The sequence below is a fragment of the Rhodococcus sp. P4_B6 genome (genome assembly GCF_056402215.1).
Genome location: NZ_JBFUHV010000025.1, coordinates 64,782 through 85,991 on the forward strand (window position 1 = coordinate 64,782; position 21,210 = coordinate 85,991).

The window sequence follows — 21,210 nt, forward strand, 5'->3', positions numbered from 1 at the left end:
GTTCAGCTGAGGAGTGGGCGCTACTGTGCGGGGGTCACTTTGAGTTGGAGGCTCTTGATGCTGCGGATCAGGAAGCTCGGCTCGTACTCGATCGCGTCCCGATTGACGGCCTCGATCGTTTCCCATCGGTCCGCGAGCATGTTCAACAGCACTTCGGCCTCGACGCGGGCGATGTAGTTGCCGGGGCAGGTGTGGATGCCGTGACTGAACGTCAGGTGGTTGACCGCGTTCTCCCGCTCCGGACGGAATTCGGCGGGGCACTCGAAGCGGGACTCGTCCCGATTCGCCGAGCCCAGGAAGGGCAGCACCACGGAGCCTTCCGGAATCTCTTTGCCGTCAATGGTGGCGCCGGGCAGCGCGATCCGCATTGCCGACTGCAGCTGAGTAGCCAGTCGGAGGGTCTCCTCGATAATCTTGGGCCCGCGACTGCGGTCCGCCCGGAACGCCGCCCATTCCTCCGGGTTGTCGGCCAGCATCAGCATCATGTCGCAGAAGTACTTGCGCGTCGTCTCATTGCCACCGGTCTGCATCTGGCGGGCCATCTCGGCAACGACGGCGTCGTCGAAGTAGACCTCTTCACCGGTCTGCGGATCGGGAAACTTTGCGTGAGCGATCGCAGAGAGCACGTGGCTCTCCAACGGCTTGGCGCGCAACTGGTGCACCTTGTTCACGTAGTACTGCTGCATCTCGACTACGTCGCGTTCGACCTGGATCCGCTCCTCGTCGTTGAGGAAAACACCGTAGGCAGCGGCGTCGGCGTCGGTCCAGCGAAGCACCGTCTCCCAGTTCTCCTCCGGGGTGTCGAGGACACGGCAAATCACCCGGACGCCGAAGGGGATCGAGATGCTGTTGTTGAAGTCGATGACGTCCTGGCCGGCGACGGAATCGAGCAGATCAGCGAGCACCTCCTCCATCGTCGGCTTCAGTGCTCGGGCGGCGCGGACGGTGACGTAGGGCGTGATCACTCTGCGCTGCTGAGTGTGCTCGGGCTGGTCGCCGAGGATGAGTGACGGGGTGCGTTCCCAGCCTTCGGCTCGGATCTGGTCCAGCTGGGCCTGCAGTTCCTCCGACGCCGGGGTCGAGGGCGTTCCGATCTTGGAGGAGAAGTGCTCCTTGTCGGACAGGACTGCGCGCACGAGTTCGTCCTTGGTGACCATGACGTAGGGGCTGTCCGGGATTTGGAAGACGCCGCCTTCTTCGCGCATCTTCTTGTAGTACGGGTAGGGGCATCCGAGAAAGCCCGGGTCAGCGAGGTTGAAATCGTTCAGCGTGTCAATGCTCATGGTGTTCTCCTCAGAATGGTGTGTTGCGTGGGGCCAGGACCGGTGCGAAGTCGCGCATCACTTACCGACCTGTCGAGTGGGCACGAAGCCCGCCTGCTGGGCGTCCCACGTTCCATCGGCGCGGCCCTCCTGGCGCAGGAGTACCTTTTGAACCTTGTTGTTGGGGGTGCGCGGTAGCTCGAGGACTGCCAGGAAGAAGCGCGGGACCATGAAATGGGGCAGTCGCGCGTCACAGTGGCGGAAGAGGTCTTCAAGATCGAGTTCGGCACCTCCGGTCTCGAGCACGGCGAGAATCTCGTCCTCACCCAGCTCCGAGGGAGTCGCGACAGCGGCTGCCTCCAGCACCCCGGCGTAGGACGCGAGTACCGCCTCTACTTCTTGGGAGGAGATGTTCTCCCCACGACGGCGTAAGGCGTCCTTCTTCCGGTCGACGAAATAGAAAAATCCGTCGGTGTCCTGATACCCCAGGTCGCCGGTGTGGAACCACAGGCCCCGGGTCGCCTCGAGGGTCGCCTCGGGGTTGCCGTAGTAGTGGCTGAACATCACATGGGCCATGCGCGGCCGGTAGACGATCTCGCCGACGGAGCCGTGCGGTACCGGGTTGCCGAAGTCGTCGTGGATCTCGACGATAGAGCTCGCGGTGGGTTTGCCCATCGAACCGACCTTCCGGCCCTCGAGCGGGCTGTAGGTCATCATCTTGGTTTCGGTGAGGCCGTAACCCTCGATCACACGGACACCGAACCGGCTCTCGAATGGAAACAGTGTCGGGCCCGGCGCCGGGGCGGCGAAGATGCGAGTGACGCGGTGCGCCCGGTCCCGGTCCGACGGCGGCTGTGCCAGCAACGCGGGAAGCATCGAGCCCAACGCGTTGAAGAAGGTGACCTCGTGCTCGATGATCTCGTTCCAGAAGTTGCTCGCCGAGAACCTCGGGGCCAGTACGGCGGTCGCGCCTGCGTAGATCGCATGCAGACAGATGTTGAATTGCGCCGCCCCGTGGAACATCGGGAGGCAGGTGTAAAGCACGTCGCGCGGTGTCGTGCCCAGTGCCACCATGCCCTCCCGTGCTGCGACCACTCCCCAGAGTTGGGAGACCACAACCCCTTTGCTCTTGCCGGTGGTCCCGGAGGTGAGCTGGATCGCGCAGATGTCGTGCGGTGCGACCGTGGGCATCTCATCATCGGGATCGCCCAGATCGAGCATCTCGGACCACGACATCACTCGCTGGTCGCGGGCGGGGTAGTCGGGCGGGACCTCATCGACGAAGACGATGGTTTCCACCGAGGCCGGCAACTTCTCCAGCGCCGCAAGGGCGGGGGCAAGCCTCGACTCGGTCACCAGCACTCGGACATCGGGGTTGTCCAATGAGTACTCCAGGAAGGTGCCTTTATAGGCGGTGTTCACGCTCACCTGGACCATTCCCGCGCGGGACAAGCCCAACCAAGTGGTGAGAAATTCTGTTCGGTTGGTCAGAAACATTCCGATCGAGTCACCGAAGCGTGCGCCCGTCCCCCGCAGCCCCTGCGCCACTCTGGTGGCGACGGCGTCGAGCTCTGCGTAGGTGAAGCGGTCCTCACCACAGATGATGGCTACCTTGTTCGGGTTTTCCGCCGCGCGCCTTGCCAGCAGCCCGCCGACAGTGCCGCCGCCGAGATCCCACAGATCACGTTCACTCATTTTGTTCTCTTCGCCCTCTTCGTCCTGGCCGTTCTTGTCACAGTTCTTTCTTCGCCCGCTCCAAGAACGGGATCAGCTCGGGGCTCCACTCCGCCTCCGTGCCGGTAGTAATCAGGAACGTGCCGATGCCCAGCTCCGTGTAGCGGCGCAGGCTCTCCAGGACCCGGTCCGGGGTCCCGACTAGGGCCTGGGAGTTGGCGAATCCGCCCAGCAAGTTGGTCAGCCCCGTCCAGAAGCAGTCGTCGTGGAGTTCCTGATCAACCAGGGCCAAGGCCCGCTGGCGACCCACCGAGGTGTCGGTCGATGACGAACGCAGGATTTTGTTCGATCCTTGGGCGGCGATGATCTCCTGCTCCACCGCCCGCGCTTTCTCCCACGCCTCTTCGTCCGTCTCACCGAGGAACAGGCGCAGGCTCAGGGAAAATTCGATTTCACGGCGGTAAGTGCGTGTAGCGATGTCGCGGACCCGGTCGACCCGTTCCTGGGTGCCAGCGAGGGGCTCGCCCCACAGCATGTAGATGTCGGCGTGCTGGGCGCCGAAGTCCACCGCTTCGTCGCTCTCCCCGCCCATGTAGATCGGCACGTGGCCCTTGACCGGTCGAATCAGCGGGTGGATGTTCTCGGCTCGGTAGAAGGTGCCCTCGAAAGAGAAGGATTCCTCGGCGGCCCAAGTGCGCTTGAGAAGGTCGACGTACTCCACAGCTCGGGCATAACGAGCGCTCTTCTCGGTGTAGTCGCCCTCGCGGGCGAGGTCCTTGTCCGACCCGCCGCTCACGATATTGAGCGACAGTCGACCGCCGCCGAGCACGTCGAGCGTGGCGAAAAGCCGCGCCGCTGCGGTCGGGTGCATGACTCCGGGCCGGTGGGCGAGGATGGGCGACAGGCGCGAGCTGCGTCCAAGCAGGTATGGCACGGTCGCGTGGTTGTGGGGCCAGATCGACGAGTAGCCGATGAGGACCTCGTCGATCGCCTCGACTCCGTCGAGCGACTCGATAGCCTTGTCGAAGGCTGCGACGTCGTTGACACCAACCTCGAGCGGCTGAAGCCCGGTGAAAAATTTGACCATCAGGACGACTCTCCCTTATTTGTAAGCTTGCTGAAGCCTAACCAGCGTGCTTACATCCGGTCAATAGAGTGACCCCGATTACTTTTGGTAAATCTTTCAAGTCCAGATCACAGCCATTCGAATGCCTGGCCGACCGGCACTCTCCCGGGGTGTGGGACTTCGATCGGCGCGAACCTGCCGGCCATTGCCAGCGGAGGCGATCCCAGAATCGATCCAGGAAACCTGGACGGTGCGGCGATGCACGAAGGCGGGCGGCCGAGGGGCCGTGGGCCGAGGACCGTACAACTCCGGCGAGCAGGCAGATGAAACCGCACTGATTTCATGCGGGTTCCGCACCAAGGAAGGCGACAGCGTCGCCGAAGACCGCCGGATCGACGACGACGGGAAGCCGCCGTCCGCGATCACAAAGGCGCCGAGCCAATGACCAAGACGATCACCAACGGGCAAAACGAGCGAGGTCGGGATCCCCCCGAGCGTCATGCGACCGATTCGGTTGTCGGCAGGTCGGTCGCGTGCCAGACGGAGTGACGCCTACAGCGTCTTGATCTCCGCCTCGATAAGCGCGGCGCGTTCCCGAATCAGAGCATGAAAGTGAGCGACTTCGGGCGGCGTCAGACTGGCGCCGAGGGTCTCTTCAATCTTCTCCACCTCGGCTGCCATACCGTGGGCCGCCTTGACGCCCTCAGCGGTCAACGTGAGCGACACGGCCCGCAGGCTGTCCTCGTTCGGCCCACGCTGGACATAGCCGCGACGTTCCAACTCGGCGACGATCCGCGTCATAGTCTGAGGCTTGACGAAGCAGCGCCGGGAGAGCTGCGCCAGCGACAGATTGGGCTGGCGCTCCAGGATGCGCAGTGCGGCATAGCTGGACAGCGTCATGTTCCACGGGCGAAGCCGCTGCGCCCCGATCTTGGCGATTGCCCGCTCGAGCCGGAACACGGCATCCGAGATATAGGCAAGCCCGTCCACGGGTGGCCTGTGCGCGCCCGCGGCGACCGTCAGCGGACCGCGCCCGGTCTCGCCCACCGTGTCAATCTCCAACTCGTGCATTTTGTTCTATGCGCCCTTTCGTGACGGCCGCCAATCAGCCTCGCTGGGGCCAGTACGACCGGCCCACTCGTCAACCGAGGGCCCGCCCCAGGCTATCTCATAAATGGTTGATCTGCTAAGCATACGGTGATAACGTCAGCATGCTTACATTCCTGCAACGATGGTGAGAGCGCACATGATCGAACTGTTCACAGGCCGCGTGCGGCCCCTGGCGATATGCGAACTCGAGCGGCCCCGCTCATGACACCTCGCCGAATCCGCATCCGCGACGTCGCTCCCCGGCTCGCTTTCCAGGCCCACCCGGCGACGACCGCGCAGAAGGTCGAGACCATCAACCGCCTCATCCGGGCCGGCGTGCCCGCCATCGAGGTGTCATCGTTCGTCCGTCCCGACCTCGTGCCCGGACTGGCCGACGCCGCCGACGTCTTCGCCCGGATAGACCGGACGCCTGGACTGTCCCTCGAGTGCTGCGTCGGCAATATTCGGGGCCTGCAGAGCGCCGTCGATGCGGGCGCCGACGTCGCCTGGTTCCTGTTGTCCGCCGATGACGGGTTCGCCCAAGACAACATCGGCCGCTCCACCACGCAGTCACTGGCCGACCTGGAACAGATGAGGTCGCTGGCCGACGCCGCCGGGATCACCCTGGGGACGTACATCATTTTCGCCTGGGGCGGACCTACCGGACTGGCCCGCGGACCGCAAGACCTCGCGCCGCTCGCCCGCCGCCTGGTCGACATCGGGGTTACCCGCTGGATCCTGGCAGATTCCACCGGCTATGCCGCCCCCCCGCAGACCCACGACCTCATCGAAGCCGCGGCACAGCACGTCCCGATGGAAGAACTCACGGTCCAGATCCACGACGGACGTGGCATGGGCATGGCCAACGTCGTGGCCGCACTCGAAGCCGGGGTCATCAACATCGACACCGCCCTGGGAGGCAGCGGCGGGCATCCCGCGATGCAGGGCACACCAGGCGGCGGGGTGTGTACCGAGGACCTTGTCCAGATGCTCAATCTGATGGGCATCGAGACCGGCATCGACCTGCCGGAGTTGATCGATACGGCGAACTGGCTGGAGACGGCACTGAGTGTGCCGTCAAAGGGCTTTGTCCGCACAGCCGGCGCCGTTCCCACCGGCGCGGGCGAGGTGGCACGAACCGGCACCTTTCAGTGGAGCCAATGACCCGGAAGGGATGGCCGCGGATGACTGAGTGAGCTCGACCGAGAACTGATTGCGGCTGTGCCGCGACCCATCCCGCCGGCGGGATGGTCGCGGTGGCCGGTGGTCCGCAACGAGAGGACGAGATTAACCTCGTCATGGCCACGAACGATGTGAAGCCAGCGACGTGATTGAGAAGCTCGGCATAATCGTCGACGCCCGAATGCGACACGGGCGCAGCCATTCTCACAGATCCGAGCGTGCACCGCCACGAGTGATCATCCAGCCTCCAGTACCTACGACCCGAGCGCGACCAGATCGGACACCAACTCGACTTATCGAGAAAGTCTTCCTAGAAGAAAGGCAAGACCGACATGACTTCGAGACCAGAGACAGTCAGCGCATGACCGGCGGCCTCATCGACCCGGACGAATTTCGTCGCGTGCTCGGGCACGTGCCCACCGGGGTCGTCGTCATCACCTCGCTGGGAGAGAACGGCCAACCGATCGGTATGGCTGTCGGGTCGTTCACCTCGGTTTCGCTCGACCCTCCCCTCGTAGGATTTCTTCCCGCCCGGACATCGAGCACCTTCCCGCAGATCGAGCGGGCCGGGCACTTCTGCGTCAATGTGCTGGCCGCCGAGCAAGAGCCGATCTGTCGCTCCTTCGCCGCTCGGGGCACCGACAAATTCTCCGGCATCTCTTGGACACCCGGACCCACCGGGGCCCCCCGCCTAGATGGCGTAGTGGCCTGGATCGACTGCTCGATCGAGGCGATCACCGACGCGGGAGACCATCAGGTGGTGCTCGGCCGAGTGCTGGACCTCGCCGGGGCCGGCGACCTCCTTCCACTGATCTTCTTCCAGGGTGGATACGGACAATTCTCGCCGCCATCGCTCGGCGCACCTCCCGAACCAGACCTCGTAGGTCACCTTCGCCTGGTGGACTTGGCCCGGCCCGCAATGGAACGCACCGCAGCCGAGACAGACCTGGAGTGCCTGGCGACCGCGATCGTCGGCGACGAGCTTGTGGTCATGGCGAGCACCGGCCGTCCCGGCGGACAACGACCGCCCACCCGGGTGGGGCAGCGGTTCCCGTTCGTCCCGCCGCTCGGCGCGCCACTGGTCGCCTGGTCGCCTTCGGACGCCGACGCCTGGGTCGACCGCCTACCGGACACTGCGAGTCCTGTCGCCCGCGCGGATCAGCTCGCCAGCCTGGAACGAGTCCGTCAGCGCGGTTGGTCGGTCGGCATGGACAGCCCCTCCCGCCGCAGCTTGCAGACCACGCTCCGCCAGTTCCCCCTGACACCGACGATGCAACAACGCCGGTCGGCGGAGCGCCTCGTCCGCGAACTCGGCGACGAGTACGAGACCCCCGAGTTATGCGAGGACGCGCTGTACCCGGTCCGGGACGTCAGCGTCCCCGTCTTCGACCCGCATGGAGACGTTGTCCTCATGCTGACTATCTACGGATTCCCAGCAACCTCGTCCTGGCGAGAGGTCGCTCGCCAGCGGGACGTCTTGCTCGCCGCCGCACACGAGGTGAGCACCCGGCTGGCAGCCGACGCGGATACCTCACGATGACCACCGAACCCTTACTCGACACCGATAAGCCCACAGCTGAAGGAGGCCCTCCATGAGGATCTGCGTCGACCACAACCTCTGCACCGGACACGGCGTGTGCGAGGGACTGGACCCAGAGGTCTTCGAAGTCGGCGACGACGGCGTCGTACACCTCCTCCTCGAACACCCGCCCGAGGACAAACGCGACGTCATGCAGGACGCCGTCGATCAATGCCCCACCCAAGCCTTGGACATCCGCGACTAGCCTCAATCTTCGTGCTTCGTGGAAGCAGGCGAGTTATCGACGGATGCCGGAACTCTGTAGTGAGACCCCGCATCACGCTTGGACACTGCGTAGCGCTGCTGGAAACGGCTGGGAATCCTGGGCGTCCGCCTGTCGGACCGTGTCGGTCGACCCGCAGCGCTCTTCGCGACGGCCGGGGCCATCCTGCTCGTATCCACGTGTGATGCGGCCTGACCAGCAGTCGAATATCTGGGCAGGCCGCAGGAGAGGCGTTGCTGCTTGCCGCCGGTCCGTCGGTCCACTCCGGCGTCGCCCGATCAGCTACGTCGGGCTGCTCCCGGTGAATATGCGGGGGGACGGGCTGGTGGCGTACAACATCGCTGTCACCACTTACGGCGGCGGCGTGGTCTATGTGACACAGTGGCTGGTCCAGTCGAATGGCAACAATCGCAGCGTGTGGATCCTGATGGGCCGCGGTGCCCAGACCGCCGTGGGCATGCGCAGAAACCACGACACCGTTGCCGGCAACGGTGTCGGACTCGGGCTGACGGGCGCCGGAAGCGCTCGGTGCGGGGCGCCGCTACTCTACGAGTACACCACGCTCGGCGAGCGTCGCGACAACTTGTTCCCCTTCTGCGCGGACGTGTTCGCGGCTGATGTAGTCGGCCAGGACGGGATCACCGGCTTTGATTGCCTCGACGAGTATTCCGTGTTGACGATTGGCCTCCACCACCGGGACCGCGGCGGCAAGGACGCTAATCTCGCGCGGGAGGTTGCGGGCGAGTTGCCTCAAGACAGAGCGAGTGCGCTGGCTCCCGCCGGATCGGTTCACAAGCGCGTGAAACTGCCAGTGCAAGTCGTTCAGTACGTCCTGGTCCTCAACCTCACGCATCTGCTGTAACAGTTCCTCCAGCCGCACCAAGCTTTCTGCGGGCATTCGACGCGCAGCGCCGGCAGCTGCCAACCCCTGCACCATTCCGTAGATCGTGTAATGGTCTCTGACGTCTTCGGCTCGAATCGGTACCACGTACATCCCTCGATGCGGTACCGAGGCGACGAGTCCGTCCGACTCCAAAGCGATCAGTGCCTCACGGACAGGAACTCGGCTGACGCCGAGCTTCTCAGCGAGCGCCTCCTGCGGGATGCGCTGGCCGCCCTTCAACGAGCCATCGAAGATCATCATCTTGGTACTTTCGATGATCTCGGCGCTCATCACCTTGCGGTCAACCTTTCGGCTCACAGACATAGCCGCATCCCTCCACTCCGACCTATTGTATAAGGTATCAGGGCGACGTCACCTAGCACCGCGCCGAGGCCAGAGACTGAGCCATCCGGGATGAGTACGTCATCGGAACACACTCACGGGCAACGAGCTTGGAATTGCGGAGGCTCTCTGGACAGCACCCTCCCTCGGGACGACTACCGACGACAGGTCAGGGTGCCAGCGTAGGGCGAAGGCGGAACTCTTTGATACTGCGGATCATGAAGCTGGGCTCATACTCGATCTTGTCGCGATCGACAACTTCGAACTTCTCCCACCGATCCGCCAACAGGTTCAGCAAGACGTCCGCCTCCACACGCGCGATCGTGTTCCCCGGGCAGGTGTGCAGACCATGGCTGAACGTCAGATGCTGCGAACCGTTCTCCCGCCCCGGACGAAACTCCGCCGGGCACTCGAAACGCTGCGGATCACGGTTGGCCGACCCGAAGAACGGCATCACGACCGCACCGTCCGGGATCTCGGCTCCCCCGATCTTCGCCCCCTCACGAGCCACACGGAAACTCGACTGCAGCTGCGTGGACATCCGCAGCGTCTCCTCGATCAACTGGCTGCCGCGGCTGCGATCCCGTCGGTAGGCCTCCCACTCCGCCGGATGATCGGCTAGGAGGAGCATCATGTCGCAGAAGTACTTCCGCGAGGTCTCGTTCCCACCGGTCTGGATCTGACGTGCCATCTCGGCCACCACGGAATCGTCGAGGTAGGCCTCGGAGCCCGGCCTCTGCGGGTCCGGCACCCGAGCGTGCGCGAGGGCTGAGAGGACGTGGTTCTCCTTCGGCCTTTCTCTCAGCTCGTGCACCTTGTTCACGTAGTACTGCTGCATCTCGACAATCGTCATCTCGTTCTGGATTCGCTCTTCATCGCTGAGGAACACCCCATAGGCCGCAGAGTCGGCGTCAGTCCACTTGAGGACCGTCTCCCACATGTCCTCGGCCGTGTCGAGCACGCGACAGATCACTTTGACCGAGAAGGGGATCGAGACGGCGTTGTTGAAGTCCACGATCTCCTCCGAGCTCACCGAGTCGAGCAACTCGGCGACGATGCGCTCCATCTCAGGACGCAGCCCGTCGGCCGCGCGAGCGGTCACGAACGGGGTGATGATCCGCCGTTCCCGAGTCTGGTCCGGCGGATCGCCGAGAATCATCGTCGGCGTTCGCTCCCAGCCCCCGGCGCGGATCTCCTTTAGCCGGGACTGCACCGCCTCGGACGCCGGAGTCGCCGGGGTTCCGACGGCCGATGAGAAATGCTCGGGATCACTGAGGACCTGACGCACTAGGTCGTCCCGCGCGACGATGTAGTTGAGCGTCCCTGGGATCCGGTAGACCTCGCCTTGGTTGCGAATCTCTTCGTAGAAGGGGTAGGGGCACTTTAGGAAGTCGGGTTCTGCGAGGCTGAAATTGTCGAGGTCGGGGTGGGCAACAGTTTCGGCTGTGTCGACTGAGTTGTCGGATGTCATCGATGCTCCTCGGGTCTGTGTGGCGGCCGAGTCGGTCAGTTGACCTGTGCTCGGCTTCTCCACAACTGCGGTGATGTGGTGTCTGGTTCGTCGTTGCTAGGCATCAGAAGGGGCTGAGCACCCGCCGGCTCGATCAGGGCGTGAGGACAGCACGACCGGTGATTCCGCCCGTCTCCATCCGGGTGTGCACCTCCGCCGCCTCCGCGAGCGGGAACGTCTGGGTCACGGGGCGGACCTTCTTCTCCGCGACGAGATCGAGAGCGCGCATGAAGGTAGCCATCGACGTGGAGTTCGATCCGAGGATCGCCACCTCCTTCCCGAAGACGAAGGCGGGATGAAAGGACACTTTCCTGCTCTCGATCTGGCCGGTAAGGACATAGCGGCCCTGCGGTGCGGTTGCACGAAAGCAGGCACTAAAGACATCAGGATGACCGACGTTGTCGAGTACGACCTCCGCCCCTCTCCCGTCCGTAACATCCAGAATTTCCTGAGCAAGCTCCTTCGAGGAGATCAAGACTTCGTCGGCGCAGTTCGCGCGCAACAGGTCCGACTTATGCGCTGAGGAAGTCACGGCGATGGCTCTTGCGCCCAAGGCTGCGACAACTTGAAGTGCATGGAGGCCGAGCCCGCCACCGGCACCGGTCACGACGACGTTCTCACCAGGCTTGACATGTGCGACCTCGCGCAACGCCTGCAGAACTGATCCCACCGCGCAAGAAACGACCGACGCTGATACGGAGTCGAGATTGTCGGGGATCGGGAGGAGCCATTGGTGCTCGAGTGCGACGAACTCGGCATTGCCTCCGTAGACGAACGTCCGCGATTTGCACCAGAGCTCTCGACCGGAACGGCACTCAAGACAGCGCCCGCAGGAGGTCGTCTGGCGGGTGATGACGCGCTGGCCGACCTCTATACCGGTCACAGCGCGGCCGATCTCGACAACTCGACCGGCGATCTCGTGGCCGAGGATCCGGGGCACGGGCCCACGAAGCTGCCCGGTGCGGTCGGCCGTGTCGTGCCCACAGACGCCGCAGGCCTCGACCTCGACGACGACCTGAGTCATTTCGGCGCTCGGTGTCGGGAGATCCACAAGCCCCAAGACCGTTGGATCCCCGATCTTGCTGTACTGAATTGCCCTCATGTCCATCCTTCCGCGGCTAAGAGCGTGTCTCATGTGATTGAAGTGGCATGTGCTGAAAATGCGACTCGTGTTGGATGAGTTTTCTTCGCTATTGGTGCCAGATCCGTTGTGGGGAAATCGCCGAAGCGTAGCCCCAAGACCGTTGGATCCTGCTGCACTGAATTGCCCTCATGTCCATCCTTCCGCGCCTAAAGGATCGCGTGAGCGACAGCGGGACTGCCTGCCGCGCAGGGCACACGCAGGACGCCCGCGCTCAAAAGGAACTCCCAGCGGCCCAGCGCCGCACACGCGTCGGCCAGATCCTTCAGGTACCAGAACTCACCGAGTCCCATACCGAGGAGCGGAATGAGCCTGTGATGCAGAAACCCTTTCTCCTTGAGCACCGGCATAGCCTCGACAGAGATGTTGTCGGCGGCGGCGGCGACGGCTCCTCGGTCCCAAAGCATCTCCGCCATGGCGCATGAGGACTCCAGACCGGGGCAGTGCAGGCTCTTGCCGACCTCGCCCCGCATGGCCTGTCGCTCTTCGAGATCAAGTGTCAGGTACCACTCCATCCATCCGGTTCGGAGGATCCAGAAGTCACCGTCGCGGAAGGTTGTGCCCTGCTCTGTCGCCACCTCGTCGATGAGTTCCGGGGTGATCTCGAAGCGGCTACGTTGATCGATCGACTTGCCCTGCTTGTGCAGATGAGCGGCTACGTCGATGAGGACGCCGCGGCCGATGGGCCCGACTGACGCCCAGTGATCGATTCCGATGTCGCGCGTGGTGTCGAGATCGTCTTCCGTGCGCCCACCCCAGTAGCCGTGTCCGCGGAATGTGATGTGGCGCAGTCCGTCCCACTGGCTGGAGAATTGCAAATGTAGGTTGTCGAGGCGGTCGTCACGGCCCGTGCGGCCTCGCTCCACCACGTGCTCGAAGGGTGTGCGTCGTGGGAAGATTCCGGGGTCCGGCTCGCCCAGCGGCAATGCGAGCGGGACGACGAGTCCCTCCTTCACACTTGCGGCGGCAGTGGCGATCTGCGCGGGCTGAAGCCGGTTCATGGACCCGAGTTGGTCCTTTCGGCCCCAGACGTCCCAGGCATGCCTTTCCGTCGTGCCCTCGACGAATGGAAGCTCGGAGTAGCGGGGAATCATGCGACCATCTCGAACCCTAGGACTCCGAAGCCATCGGTCTCGAAGAAGCCGGCTTTGACCGCCGCGCCGCGGCCGACGTCGCCTTCGCCGACGACACGGCCGGGTAGACGCACGCCGCAGGCGAGGTCGACGAGCGCGACCGTGAAGGGGATTTCGGACGCCCACGCCTGGTCACCCAGGGCACGGTGGATGATGATCGCACTCGAGACGGTCCCGTCGCCGTCCACCTCCACCCACTCCCAGGCGGGCGACGAGCACAGCCAACACATCGGGGCAAGGGGGAACCGGACCTCGCGGCAGCTCGTGCACCGCTGCAGCTCGAGTCGTCCCTCTTTCAGGCTGGACCAGTGGCGCGCGGTTTCGGGGTGGATCGGCGGCACGGGTCCGTGGTACTGCCCAAGGGCTTTCAATGATTGAGGCATCGTAATTCCTACCGGTCGCGATCGGATGTGAAGATAAGCGAGTCACCCCAGGGACTCATCCATTGGAGGACCTGAGCGTCCGCTATCTGGCGCGGCCCGCCCTCCGCCCGTAACTGCCTGACCATCTCGACCAGGTGGGCATAACCGGAGAAGTGTCCCTCGGACATGAGGCCACCGTTGCTGTTGACGACGACGGGAGAGCCGATGGTCATGCCCGCGTCCTTGACCCAGTGGGGGGCCTCGCCCTCGCCACAGAAGCCGAAGCGCTCAACAGTCGTCCAGACATTGCTGCTGAAAGCATCGTAGATATACAGACCGTCGACATCAGTTTGGCTCACTCCGGCCATTCTGTAGACGGGCTGCTCCTCAGCGATGTACGGGAAGTCGCCGCCGAATCCGACACCCAGTCCGGGACGCGAGAACATGACATAGCTGTCTCTGTCTGCACGGATGCTCTGGGCGCCCGCGACGACCACGGGGGTCGATCTGAGATCCCGTGCGCGGTCCTGACTGGCGAGGAGCAGACAGGTGGATCCTTCGGTGGTCAACGAGAAGTCGGCTCGCCGAAATGGGCCGGCGATGCGTGGCTCCCTTATGTATGCATCCGCGTCCATGTGCTTCTCGCGCATCGTCGCCATGGGGTTATTGGTTGCGTTCTCACGGAATGCACAAGCAATGCGGCTGAGGTCATCCTCGGTGGCGCCGTACTTGTCCATATACCTCTGCGCGACCATGGCTGTCGCGACACCGGGTGTGTCCATCCCGTGTACGGACCACTCGCCATGCCCGCCGCCGAAGTCCCGAAGACCTTCGCGAGTATGGGAGCCGCCCAGTGCGGCCAGATGCTTCGCGTATCCCCGACGTGTCGTGTTGGTGTTGATCACCGCCACCACGTCCGCCATACCGGACAGGATGGCGAGGGTGGCGTGGGCGACTGAACCTGCAGCCCACCGACCATGTGCCCAAGCCTGGTCGACGAAGCGGCACTTGAGCCCGGCCGCTGCGATGAACTCCTCGTAGTCGACGCCGGTGGGTGATCCGGTCGCGGTGGTGTATCCGTCCACGTCCGCTCTGCCGAGTCCGCTGTCGTCGAGTGCCGCGGCGAAGGCTTCGGCTTGGAGCGCCATGGGGCTCCGGCCCAGATCGAATCCGAATTCGCGACTCGTCCCGACGCCGACCACACAGACGGGTTCGCGTGAGAGGCTCAAGACCATGACAGTCCAGCCAGATCCTCGGTGACCGCGGCGAGCAATTGCGGCTTGGCTACCTTCCCGCTGGCTGTACGCGGAATCCAATCGGCGTTCTTGATGAGTACGTGTCGCGGCACCTTGAACTTCGCCGCGCGCTCGCGCACATAGGCCCGAACGTCTTCAGCGTCCATATCGTGAAGTGTGCTGACAACGGCAACGATTGCCTCGCCGCTATCCCCATCCGGGACTCCTAGGACGGCGGCACTACTTACTCCGGGATTCTGCAGGAGGAGTTGCTCGAGCTCGATCGGCGAGACGTTGATACCACCGATTTTCATGACTTCTTTGAGTCGGGATGAGTAGTAGAAATAGCCGTCGGGGCCGAAGTAGCCCAGATCGCCGGTGTCGTAGAAGCCGTCGCGGTCGAAGGCTGCGTCAGTGAGCTCAGGGGCCCGGTAGTAGCCCGGTGTGGTGTAACCGCGGACCAGCAGGAGACCGACCTGTCCTTGCGGCAGGATCTCGCGCGAGTGTGGGTCGACGATGCGGAACTCGAATCCGGGAAGTGGTGCACCGGAGGAGGTGAGCTTGAGTTCGAGACTGTCGTCCGGGTATCCAGCCAGGCAGTTGCCGTACACCTCAGTCGCCCCATACGACGTGTTTGCCCCTGAAACACCCATGCGTTCGATCAGGATCTGACGTTCCGCTGGGGAAATGCCTGCCGCGCCCTTGATCAGGCTGGCAACGCGCTCGGGCCGGAAGGTCGGATCCTCCACGATCTGTCGGGTCATGTTGCTCATGCCGTAGTAGACAGTGCACCGTTCCCGTTCGACCAGGTCGATCGCGTCGCTCGGCGAGAACTTCAGCTGGAGGTACAGCGTCGCACCGTGGGTGAGAGTGGCCATCAGGCAGTTCTCTGATCCGAACCCATAGAACAGCGGTGACCCCAGCCAGACGCGGTCCGTCGAGTTGAGGTTCCGCCGCTCGCCGATGTTGAAGCCGTTCTCGACGAGTCCGCGATGGTGCAGGACGACACCCTTGGGCTCAGCCGTACTGCCGGAGGTGAAAAGCAGGAGCGCCGGGTCGTCCTCGAGGGCTGCATCCGTCTGGCCGAGCTGGGAGTCTTCGCTGTCCTCACCGAGATCGGAGCCTTGTCCCTCCTCTACGAATGTCTGCCAGCTGCCTTTGTCGAGGTTCCCGTCCGAGAGGAGTACGACTCGCTTCAGTGAGGGGAATTCGGTGCTGCCGGTCGTTGTCAGTGGGTCGAGGAGCTCCGGTACGAGCTGCTTCCAGTCGTCAGTGAAGTCTCGCCCGAGGAAGTCGGTCTCGCTGATCACCAGGGCGGGCTCGCACTTGGCGATCGCCCAGCGCAGCTCAGAGGTCTTGTGCCAGGTGTTCAACGGTACGAAAAGGGCACCTATCCTCGCTGCCGCTAGATAGGAGATCACCCACTCTGGACGATTGCCGAGCAGGGCGGCGACTCGATCACCGTGTCGGACACCCGCGCGATTCATCGACGCCGCAACCTTTTCGACCAAGTCGTCGAGCTGTCGGTAGCTCAGGCGGCGATCACCGAAGGCCAGCGCTGCGTTGTCCGGGTACTTTCCCGCGACTTCGCGTAACAACTCGCCGAGGGTTCGGCTCGTCCAAGGGATTGTCGGTGCAGGGGTCGAGATGAAACTCAATGCGGTCCTCCGTGATTAGGCTGCGGGTTCTGCGGGGTAAGCACGCCGGCGAGGGCTGTGCACGCTCCGGATCCGCGAGCGCAATGATTGGATGCAAGATTCGTTCGCGGTGGCGCACGTCGGGCCGACCGGCCGGAACGAGCGCGGAAGGCCGTAGGCGATTTCCGTTCCGACACGCCACCCTGCCACCTCTGCCTGTCAGTGAGCGAGCGTCCGGGGAGGAAGACCTGGCTTCACTGCCGGGCTGTGTTCGGCCGTCCTTGACGGACGATGACGGGTCTAGTAGACCATAACTGGATAACGTATACAAGATCTGAGGCCCTCGTGAATCGATCAACGTCCATGAACCAATCAACGTCCATGAACCAATCAACGTCAAGGCGGAGCGATGAGGCGACCTACGACTACGTAGTGGTCGGAGCCGGCTCCGCGGGCGCCGTGGTGGCCAACCGCCTCGCCACATCGGCCGAGCGACCGCGTGTCCTCCTCTTGGAGGCCGGTGGCACCGACATCTCGCCCTTCGTCCAAATTCCTGCAGGCATTCTCTGGATGCCACACCACAACTACTGGGAGTACGGCACCGAGCCCGACCCGACGCGGCGGGGACGGCGCGACATGTGGGCTGCGGGCAAGGTCCTGGGCGGCAGCAGCTCCGTCAACGCGATGTTGTGGGTCCGAGGCAACCGGGCGGACTACGACCGCTGGGCCGAGATGGGCGCTTCCGGATGGGACTTCGACAGCCTCCTGCCGCTTATGCGCGACATCGAGGACTGGACAGGCCCGCCGTCGAGATGGCGCGGACGCGGAGGTCCGCAGACGGTCTCCCCACTGCGGGTCAATCACCCGATGGTCTCGCACTGGCTCGCTGGGACGGACGAGGCGGGCTTCACGCAACTTGCGGATGTGAACGGAGAGAACCAGTTCGGGGCGGGCCCGGGACAGCTCTCGCAGCGGAATGGCTTGAGGAACGGCACTGGTCGTTCGTACGTCGCACCCGCCCGGCGCCACGGAAACCTCACGGTCCGAACACATGCACAGGCGTCGCGGATCCTCTTCGACGGTAACCGGGCGCTCGGCGTCGAATACCTCTCTCGGGGCCGCCGACGTCGTGCATACTGCAGGCGTGAGGTGATCGTCAGCTGCGGCGCGATCGGGAGCCCGGCGCTCTTGCAACGGTCGGGAGTCGGCGACGCCGAGCTGCTCGGTCAGCTGGGCGTCGGGGTCGTCGCGGACGCCCCGATGATCGGTCGCCACCTCCAGGAGCACCCGATCTTCACCTTGTCCTACCGGGTCCGCGAGAAAACCTTGAACCAGGAGTTCAACCCGGTGGGCATGCTCCGCGGGGCCGCGGAGTTCGCCCTCCACCGTCGGGGTCCGGCCACAGCAGGCCTGACGCACGCGACCGCCTACGGAAGAATCGACCCTGGGTCGCCGTGGCCCGACTTCCAGTTCATGTTCTCCCCGATGGCAACCATGTCGAACCGACCGATGGACGCGTCGGAGGTCAAGGACAAGCGCCAGGTGTCGCTCCCCGACGATGCTGCGGTGAACTGCCATGTCTGCCTGCTCCATCCCCGTTCTGAAGGTACGGTGTCGATCACGTCGACGCAGCTCGAAGACATGCCGCGCATCGAGCTGGATTACTACGGCGACCCCCGCGATCTCACGAACGCAATATCGGCGGCCCGCCGCGCGCGGGAGGTGTTCCAGACGACGGCCATGAAGCCGGTCGTGATCGAAGAGACGGACGCGACTCGCCATCTCGAGTCGGACGAGGACTGGGCTGATCATATCGCCGGGAGCACCTTCAATGCAGCCCACTGGGTGGGGACGATCCGGATGGGGGCCGCCGACGACAGTACTGCCGCACTCGACCCTCAACTCCGTGTGAAAGGCGTTCAAGGCGTCCGCGTCGCCGATGCCTCGGTCATGCCGACTCTGACAAGTGGGAACACCAACGCCCCGTCGGTCCTCATCGGAGAGAAGGCGTCACGGCTCATCCTCGGCGAACGTGACAGGCACTTAGTCGGCTAGCTCCCCCTGTCGATCTCCCGCGGGCACTGCCCGTCACAGCAGCACTCATGGCGGTGTTCCTCTGGGAGGAACACCGCCCGCGTGACCAAGACCGCGACGGTGGAACTGCGGTCGAACGCCGCTCTCGTGGGACACAGGGTGGAGCTGCTATTCGAGCCGTTCGATCTCACCCGCATCGAGGTCCGCCGCCACGGCACACCGACGGAACTCGTGGGGCGACAATCACATCACAGCGAACCCGAAACTCACGCGACGGCAATGAAACCCAGCGGCATCGACTACGCCAATCTCATCGCAACCGCGCAGGCGGCCGAGCCGGCCGCGGCGTCAGCTACGGCGCCCTCTCCAGCGCCGGACAGATCCTTGGCCAGCTCGACCGCTACACCGGCGAGAATGCCATCCCGTGATGATGGACTCGCTGATCTTCGGTTTCTCTCGCGCACTGTTCGGACGCGAACTCGTCCCCGACATGCTGCACCGGCACAGCGCCCACAACGAAGCGGTTGCCCGCATCGGCTAGTTCATCACCGAACGCCACATCGGGCCATCACCGGCGAGGTCGGCGCCGCTCTCAATTGCAGCCCACTGCGTCATCTACCTGCCCCCACTGTCGGCCTACGCGGTATCCACTGCAGCGTCGCCTCCCTCGGCCGGCGACCGCTCGTGCATCACGCCACCCACGCCCCGCAGGCCGCCGACGGACTCGGCGAGCGGGGACGCTCCGGGGTCGTCTTCGAGGAAGCCGCCGCCTCGGCCACGACCCGCTCGAAGCGTTGCGCTGCTCACCGACGACGACGTCGACTCGTCGAGCCCATTCGCCTCCCGGCTCGTCGGACAACCACACTGCGCCGGCGGATGAAACTCGGCGTGCTCGCCGCGCTCTATCAACGCATCGGCCGCGCTACACGATGCCGGCCCTGAGCGAGACCGGGTCTCCCTAGAACACCACCTGAAGCTGGCCCGACGGAGGACCGGTTTTCGCGTTACGCCGTCGCGGCTACGGTCACCGACCTCGAGGGGTAGCCCTCGTCACCGTAATGGCCACCGACGAAGCCATTGTCGACGAATCCTCCCCACGCGCAGCCCGCGCCGAGGTCCCCGCAGACTGAATTTGCACCCCGACACCACGAACACCAACGACCGCGCCACGCACAACAAGGCAGGGCGTCGTTTCGGGCCCGCACACGCTCACCGTCAACGTCGCCGACGTGCTCATCCTGAGTGCCGGTCAACACTCGATGGGCTCAGCCGGGTGTGCCCACACCGCCACAGCCTGCCGGAACGCGCCCCGTGGTGGTACACCATCCCCTTGGGGCGGCCCGTGGCCCCGGAGCAGTTGATCGACAACAGCGATCCCTCACCCCCTGCAGGGTGGAGCGGGCCGGCGCCGGCGAGCCAATGGTGGTCAAGTCCAGGGAGGTGGTGTACGACGTCGTCGCGTGACTCCTCGTCGGGTGAGTCAGGCAGTCAAGGCCGGTGTCACCTCCTCGGTGGACTCGGTGCTGCTGTCGGTGGTGTTGTCGGTGCGGGAGCGGGCCAGCACGTCCAGACCGAGATAGCGGCGCCCCTCGATCCACTCGTCGTGCTGTTCGGCGAGAACCGCCCCGACGAGCCGGATCAGGGCGGTACGATCCGGGAAGATCCCGACCACATCGGTTCTCCTGCGGATTTCCTTATTGAGGCGCTCCTGCGGATTGTTGCTCCAGATCTGTTTCCAAATCTGCTTCGGAAATGCGGTGAACGCCAACAGGTCCGGTCGTGCCGCGTCGAGGTGGTTGGCGACCTTCGGTAGCTTCTCGGCTAGTGCGTTGATGACCCGATCATATTGGGCATGAACAGAATCCGCGTCCGGCTGGTCGTACACCGAGTGCAGCAACGTCTTCACCCAAGGCCACGACGCCTTCGGGGTCACCGTCATCAGGTTCGTCGAATAGTGCGTTCGGCACCTCTGCCACGAGGCGCCCGGCAGGGTCGCGCCGATCGCCGCCACCAGCCCGGCATGGGCGTCGGAGGTCACCAACCGCACCCCGGACAGGCCGCGAGCAACGAGGGAGCGGAAGAATGCGAGCCAGCCGGCACCGTCCTCGGACGAGGTCACATCCACGCCCAGGATCTCGCGGTACCCCTCGGCGTTGACGCCGACCGCGACCAGGGTGTGCACGTTGACCACCCGACCGTTCTCCCGCACCTTGAGCACCAGGGCGTCGGCGGCGACGAACGTGTATGGCCCGGCATCGAGCGGCCGGCTGCGGAACGCCTCGACCTGGGTGTCGAGTTCCTTGGCCATGACGGAGACCTGCGACTTGGACAGGCTGGTGATGCCCAAGGTGTCGACGAGCCGGTCCATCCGGCGGGTGGAGACGCCGAGTAGGTAGCAGGTGGCGACCACGGTGGTCAGGGCCTTTTCGGCGCGTTTGCGGCGTTCGAGCAACCAGTCGGGGAAGTACGAACCGGATCGCAGTTTGGGGATGGCGACGTCGAGGGTTCCGACGCGGGTGTCGAAGTCGCGGTGCCGGTATCCGTTACGGGAGTTGGTGCGCTCGTCGGAGCGTTGTCCGTAGCCGGCGCCGCACAGCGCGTCGGCTTCGGCGCCCATCAGGGTGTGGATGAACATCGTCAGCAGCTCGCGCAGCAGGTCGGGGCTCGCGCCGGTGAGTCGGTCGGTCAGGATCTGATGCAGGTCGATATCGTGGGCAGTGGTCATCGCGTGCTCTTTCGTCGAGTCGAGTTGGTACCTCTCTCGAAGAATCACGCGGTGACCGTCTCTCGTCCGGTTACGACACGCCGGTCATTGGTACGAGATCCGGCTCGTACACCATCATCGTGGACGTAACCCC

The 21,210-nt window shown here is 64.3% G+C and carries 16 protein-coding genes and 1 pseudogene; 5 read left to right on the top strand and 12 right to left on the bottom strand.

Going from position 1 to position 21,210, the window contains the following annotated elements:
• Positions 1-20: 20 nt before the first annotated feature.
• The 4 genes from AC1DWT_RS15195 to AC1DWT_RS15210 all read right to left on the bottom strand — a co-directional run bounded on the left by AC1DWT_RS15195 (position 21) and on the right by AC1DWT_RS15210 (position 5,064).
• A complete protein-coding gene (locus AC1DWT_RS15195) occupies positions 21-1,283 on the bottom strand; it encodes a cytochrome P450 (RefSeq protein WP_477921216.1) in 1,263 nt (420 codons plus the stop codon).
• A 57-nt stretch (positions 1,284-1,340) separates the two neighbouring features.
• Entirely contained in the window at positions 1,341-2,957 is a 1,617-nt protein-coding gene (locus AC1DWT_RS15200) for an AMP-binding protein (RefSeq protein ID WP_477921218.1), read from the bottom strand.
• Between the two features lie 37 nt (positions 2,958-2,994).
• A complete protein-coding gene (locus tag AC1DWT_RS15205) occupies positions 2,995-4,023 on the bottom strand; it encodes an LLM class flavin-dependent oxidoreductase (protein ID WP_477921219.1) in 1,029 nt (342 codons plus the stop codon).
• Between the two features lie 531 nt (positions 4,024-4,554).
• Entirely contained in the window at positions 4,555-5,064 is a 510-nt protein-coding gene (locus tag AC1DWT_RS15210; protein ID WP_477921220.1) for a MarR family winged helix-turn-helix transcriptional regulator, read from the bottom strand.
• A gap of 249 nt (positions 5,065-5,313) precedes the next feature.
• On the opposite strand from AC1DWT_RS15210, the gene AC1DWT_RS15215 reads away from it, so the two are divergent.
• From AC1DWT_RS15215 to AC1DWT_RS15225, 3 genes are all read left to right on the top strand, one after another.
• Entirely contained in the window at positions 5,314-6,255 is a 942-nt protein-coding gene (locus tag AC1DWT_RS15215; RefSeq protein WP_477921222.1) for a beta/alpha barrel domain-containing protein, read from the top strand.
• Between the two features lie 379 nt (positions 6,256-6,634).
• The gene (locus AC1DWT_RS15220) at positions 6,635-7,813 is read left to right on the top strand and encodes a flavin reductase (protein ID WP_477921224.1); all 1,179 of its coding nucleotides are present in this window, start codon (positions 6,635-6,637) and stop codon (positions 7,811-7,813) included.
• 52 nt (positions 7,814-7,865) lie between these two features.
• A complete protein-coding gene (locus tag AC1DWT_RS15225) occupies positions 7,866-8,057 on the top strand; it encodes a ferredoxin (RefSeq protein ID WP_477921226.1) in 192 nt (63 codons plus the stop codon).
• A 559-nt stretch (positions 8,058-8,616) separates the two neighbouring features.
• On the opposite strand, the gene AC1DWT_RS15230 is transcribed toward AC1DWT_RS15225, so the two are convergent.
• The 7 genes from AC1DWT_RS15230 to AC1DWT_RS15260 form a co-directional block, all read right to left on the bottom strand.
• Positions 8,617-9,249 (bottom strand): GntR family transcriptional regulator, encoded by a 633-nt coding sequence (locus AC1DWT_RS15230; RefSeq protein WP_477921228.1) that lies wholly within the window; start codon positions 9,247-9,249, stop codon positions 8,617-8,619.
• 220 nt (positions 9,250-9,469) lie between these two features.
• Positions 9,470-10,771: a cytochrome P450 gene (locus AC1DWT_RS15235; protein WP_477921229.1), complete on the bottom strand. Its 1,302-nt coding sequence runs from the start codon at positions 10,769-10,771 to the stop codon at positions 9,470-9,472.
• A gap of 133 nt (positions 10,772-10,904) precedes the next feature.
• Positions 10,905-11,912: an alcohol dehydrogenase catalytic domain-containing protein gene (locus AC1DWT_RS15240; protein ID WP_477921231.1), complete on the bottom strand. Its 1,008-nt coding sequence runs from the start codon at positions 11,910-11,912 to the stop codon at positions 10,905-10,907.
• A gap of 188 nt (positions 11,913-12,100) precedes the next feature.
• Positions 12,101-12,952: a cyclase family protein gene (locus AC1DWT_RS15245; protein ID WP_477921233.1), complete on the bottom strand. Its 852-nt coding sequence runs from the start codon at positions 12,950-12,952 to the stop codon at positions 12,101-12,103.
• An 89-nt stretch (positions 12,953-13,041) separates the two neighbouring features.
• Positions 13,042-13,467: a Zn-ribbon domain-containing OB-fold protein gene (locus AC1DWT_RS15250; RefSeq protein WP_477921234.1), complete on the bottom strand. Its 426-nt coding sequence runs from the start codon at positions 13,465-13,467 to the stop codon at positions 13,042-13,044.
• An 8-nt stretch (positions 13,468-13,475) separates the two neighbouring features.
• Positions 13,476-14,594, bottom strand: a complete 1,119-nt coding sequence (locus AC1DWT_RS15255; protein WP_477921236.1) for a thiolase family protein — start codon at positions 14,592-14,594, stop codon at positions 13,476-13,478.
• A gap of 77 nt (positions 14,595-14,671) precedes the next feature.
• Positions 14,672-16,279 (bottom strand): class I adenylate-forming enzyme family protein, encoded by a 1,608-nt coding sequence (locus AC1DWT_RS15260; protein WP_477921237.1) that lies wholly within the window; start codon positions 16,277-16,279, stop codon positions 14,672-14,674.
• Positions 16,280-16,699: 420 nt separating this feature from the next.
• Between AC1DWT_RS15260 and AC1DWT_RS15265 the strand changes: the two genes are divergently transcribed.
• Positions 16,700-18,373 carry a GMC family oxidoreductase gene (locus tag AC1DWT_RS15265; RefSeq protein WP_477921239.1) on the top strand — a complete coding sequence of 558 codons (1,674 nt, stop codon included), beginning with the start codon at positions 16,700-16,702 and terminating at the stop codon, positions 18,371-18,373.
• A 406-nt stretch (positions 18,374-18,779) separates the two neighbouring features.
• Positions 18,780-19,482: pseudogene (locus AC1DWT_RS15270) on the top strand (ExeA family protein).
• Positions 19,483-19,832: 350 nt separating this feature from the next.
• On the opposite strand, the gene AC1DWT_RS15275 reads toward AC1DWT_RS15270, so the two are convergent.
• On the bottom strand, positions 19,833-21,077 hold the full coding sequence (locus AC1DWT_RS15275) for an IS256 family transposase (RefSeq protein WP_477921240.1): 1,245 nt from the start codon (positions 21,075-21,077) through the stop codon (positions 19,833-19,835).
• Positions 21,078-21,210 lie beyond the last annotated feature (133 nt).

What these genes read in the sequence shown, in the direction of transcription:
- AC1DWT_RS15230 (WP_477921228.1), bottom strand. Translation starts at nt 9,249, where the DNA reads ATGAGCGCCGAGATCATCGAAAGTACCAAGATGATGATCTTCGATGGC.
- AC1DWT_RS15235 (WP_477921229.1), bottom strand. Translation starts at nt 10,771, where the DNA reads ATGACATCCGACAACTCAGTCGACACAGCCGAAACTGTTGCCCACCCC.
- AC1DWT_RS15265 (WP_477921239.1), top strand. Translation starts at nt 16,700, where the DNA reads ATGAACCAATCAACGTCAAGGCGGAGCGATGAGGCGACCTACGACTAC.
- AC1DWT_RS15240 (WP_477921231.1), bottom strand. Translation starts at nt 11,912, where the DNA reads ATGAGGGCAATTCAGTACAGCAAGATCGGGGATCCAACGGTCTTGGGG.
- AC1DWT_RS15215 (WP_477921222.1), top strand. Translation starts at nt 5,314, where the DNA reads ATGACACCTCGCCGAATCCGCATCCGCGACGTCGCTCCCCGGCTCGCT.
- AC1DWT_RS15200 (WP_477921218.1), bottom strand. Translation starts at nt 2,957, where the DNA reads ATGAGTGAACGTGATCTGTGGGATCTCGGCGGCGGCACTGTCGGCGGG.
- AC1DWT_RS15205 (WP_477921219.1), bottom strand. Translation starts at nt 4,023, where the DNA reads ATGGTCAAATTTTTCACCGGGCTTCAGCCGCTCGAGGTTGGTGTCAAC.
- AC1DWT_RS15250 (WP_477921234.1), bottom strand. Translation starts at nt 13,467, where the DNA reads ATGCCTCAATCATTGAAAGCCCTTGGGCAGTACCACGGACCCGTGCCG.
- AC1DWT_RS15220 (WP_477921224.1), top strand. Translation starts at nt 6,635, where the DNA reads ATGACCGGCGGCCTCATCGACCCGGACGAATTTCGTCGCGTGCTCGGG.
- AC1DWT_RS15275 (WP_477921240.1), bottom strand. Translation starts at nt 21,077, where the DNA reads ATGACCACTGCCCACGATATCGACCTGCATCAGATCCTGACCGACCGA.
- AC1DWT_RS15225 (WP_477921226.1), top strand. Translation starts at nt 7,866, where the DNA reads ATGAGGATCTGCGTCGACCACAACCTCTGCACCGGACACGGCGTGTGC.
- AC1DWT_RS15245 (WP_477921233.1), bottom strand. Translation starts at nt 12,952, where the DNA reads ATGAACCGGCTTCAGCCCGCGCAGATCGCCACTGCCGCCGCAAGTGTG.
- AC1DWT_RS15195 (WP_477921216.1), bottom strand. Translation starts at nt 1,283, where the DNA reads ATGAGCATTGACACGCTGAACGATTTCAACCTCGCTGACCCGGGCTTT.
- AC1DWT_RS15255 (WP_477921236.1), bottom strand. Translation starts at nt 14,594, where the DNA reads ATGGCGCTCCAAGCCGAAGCCTTCGCCGCGGCACTCGACGACAGCGGA.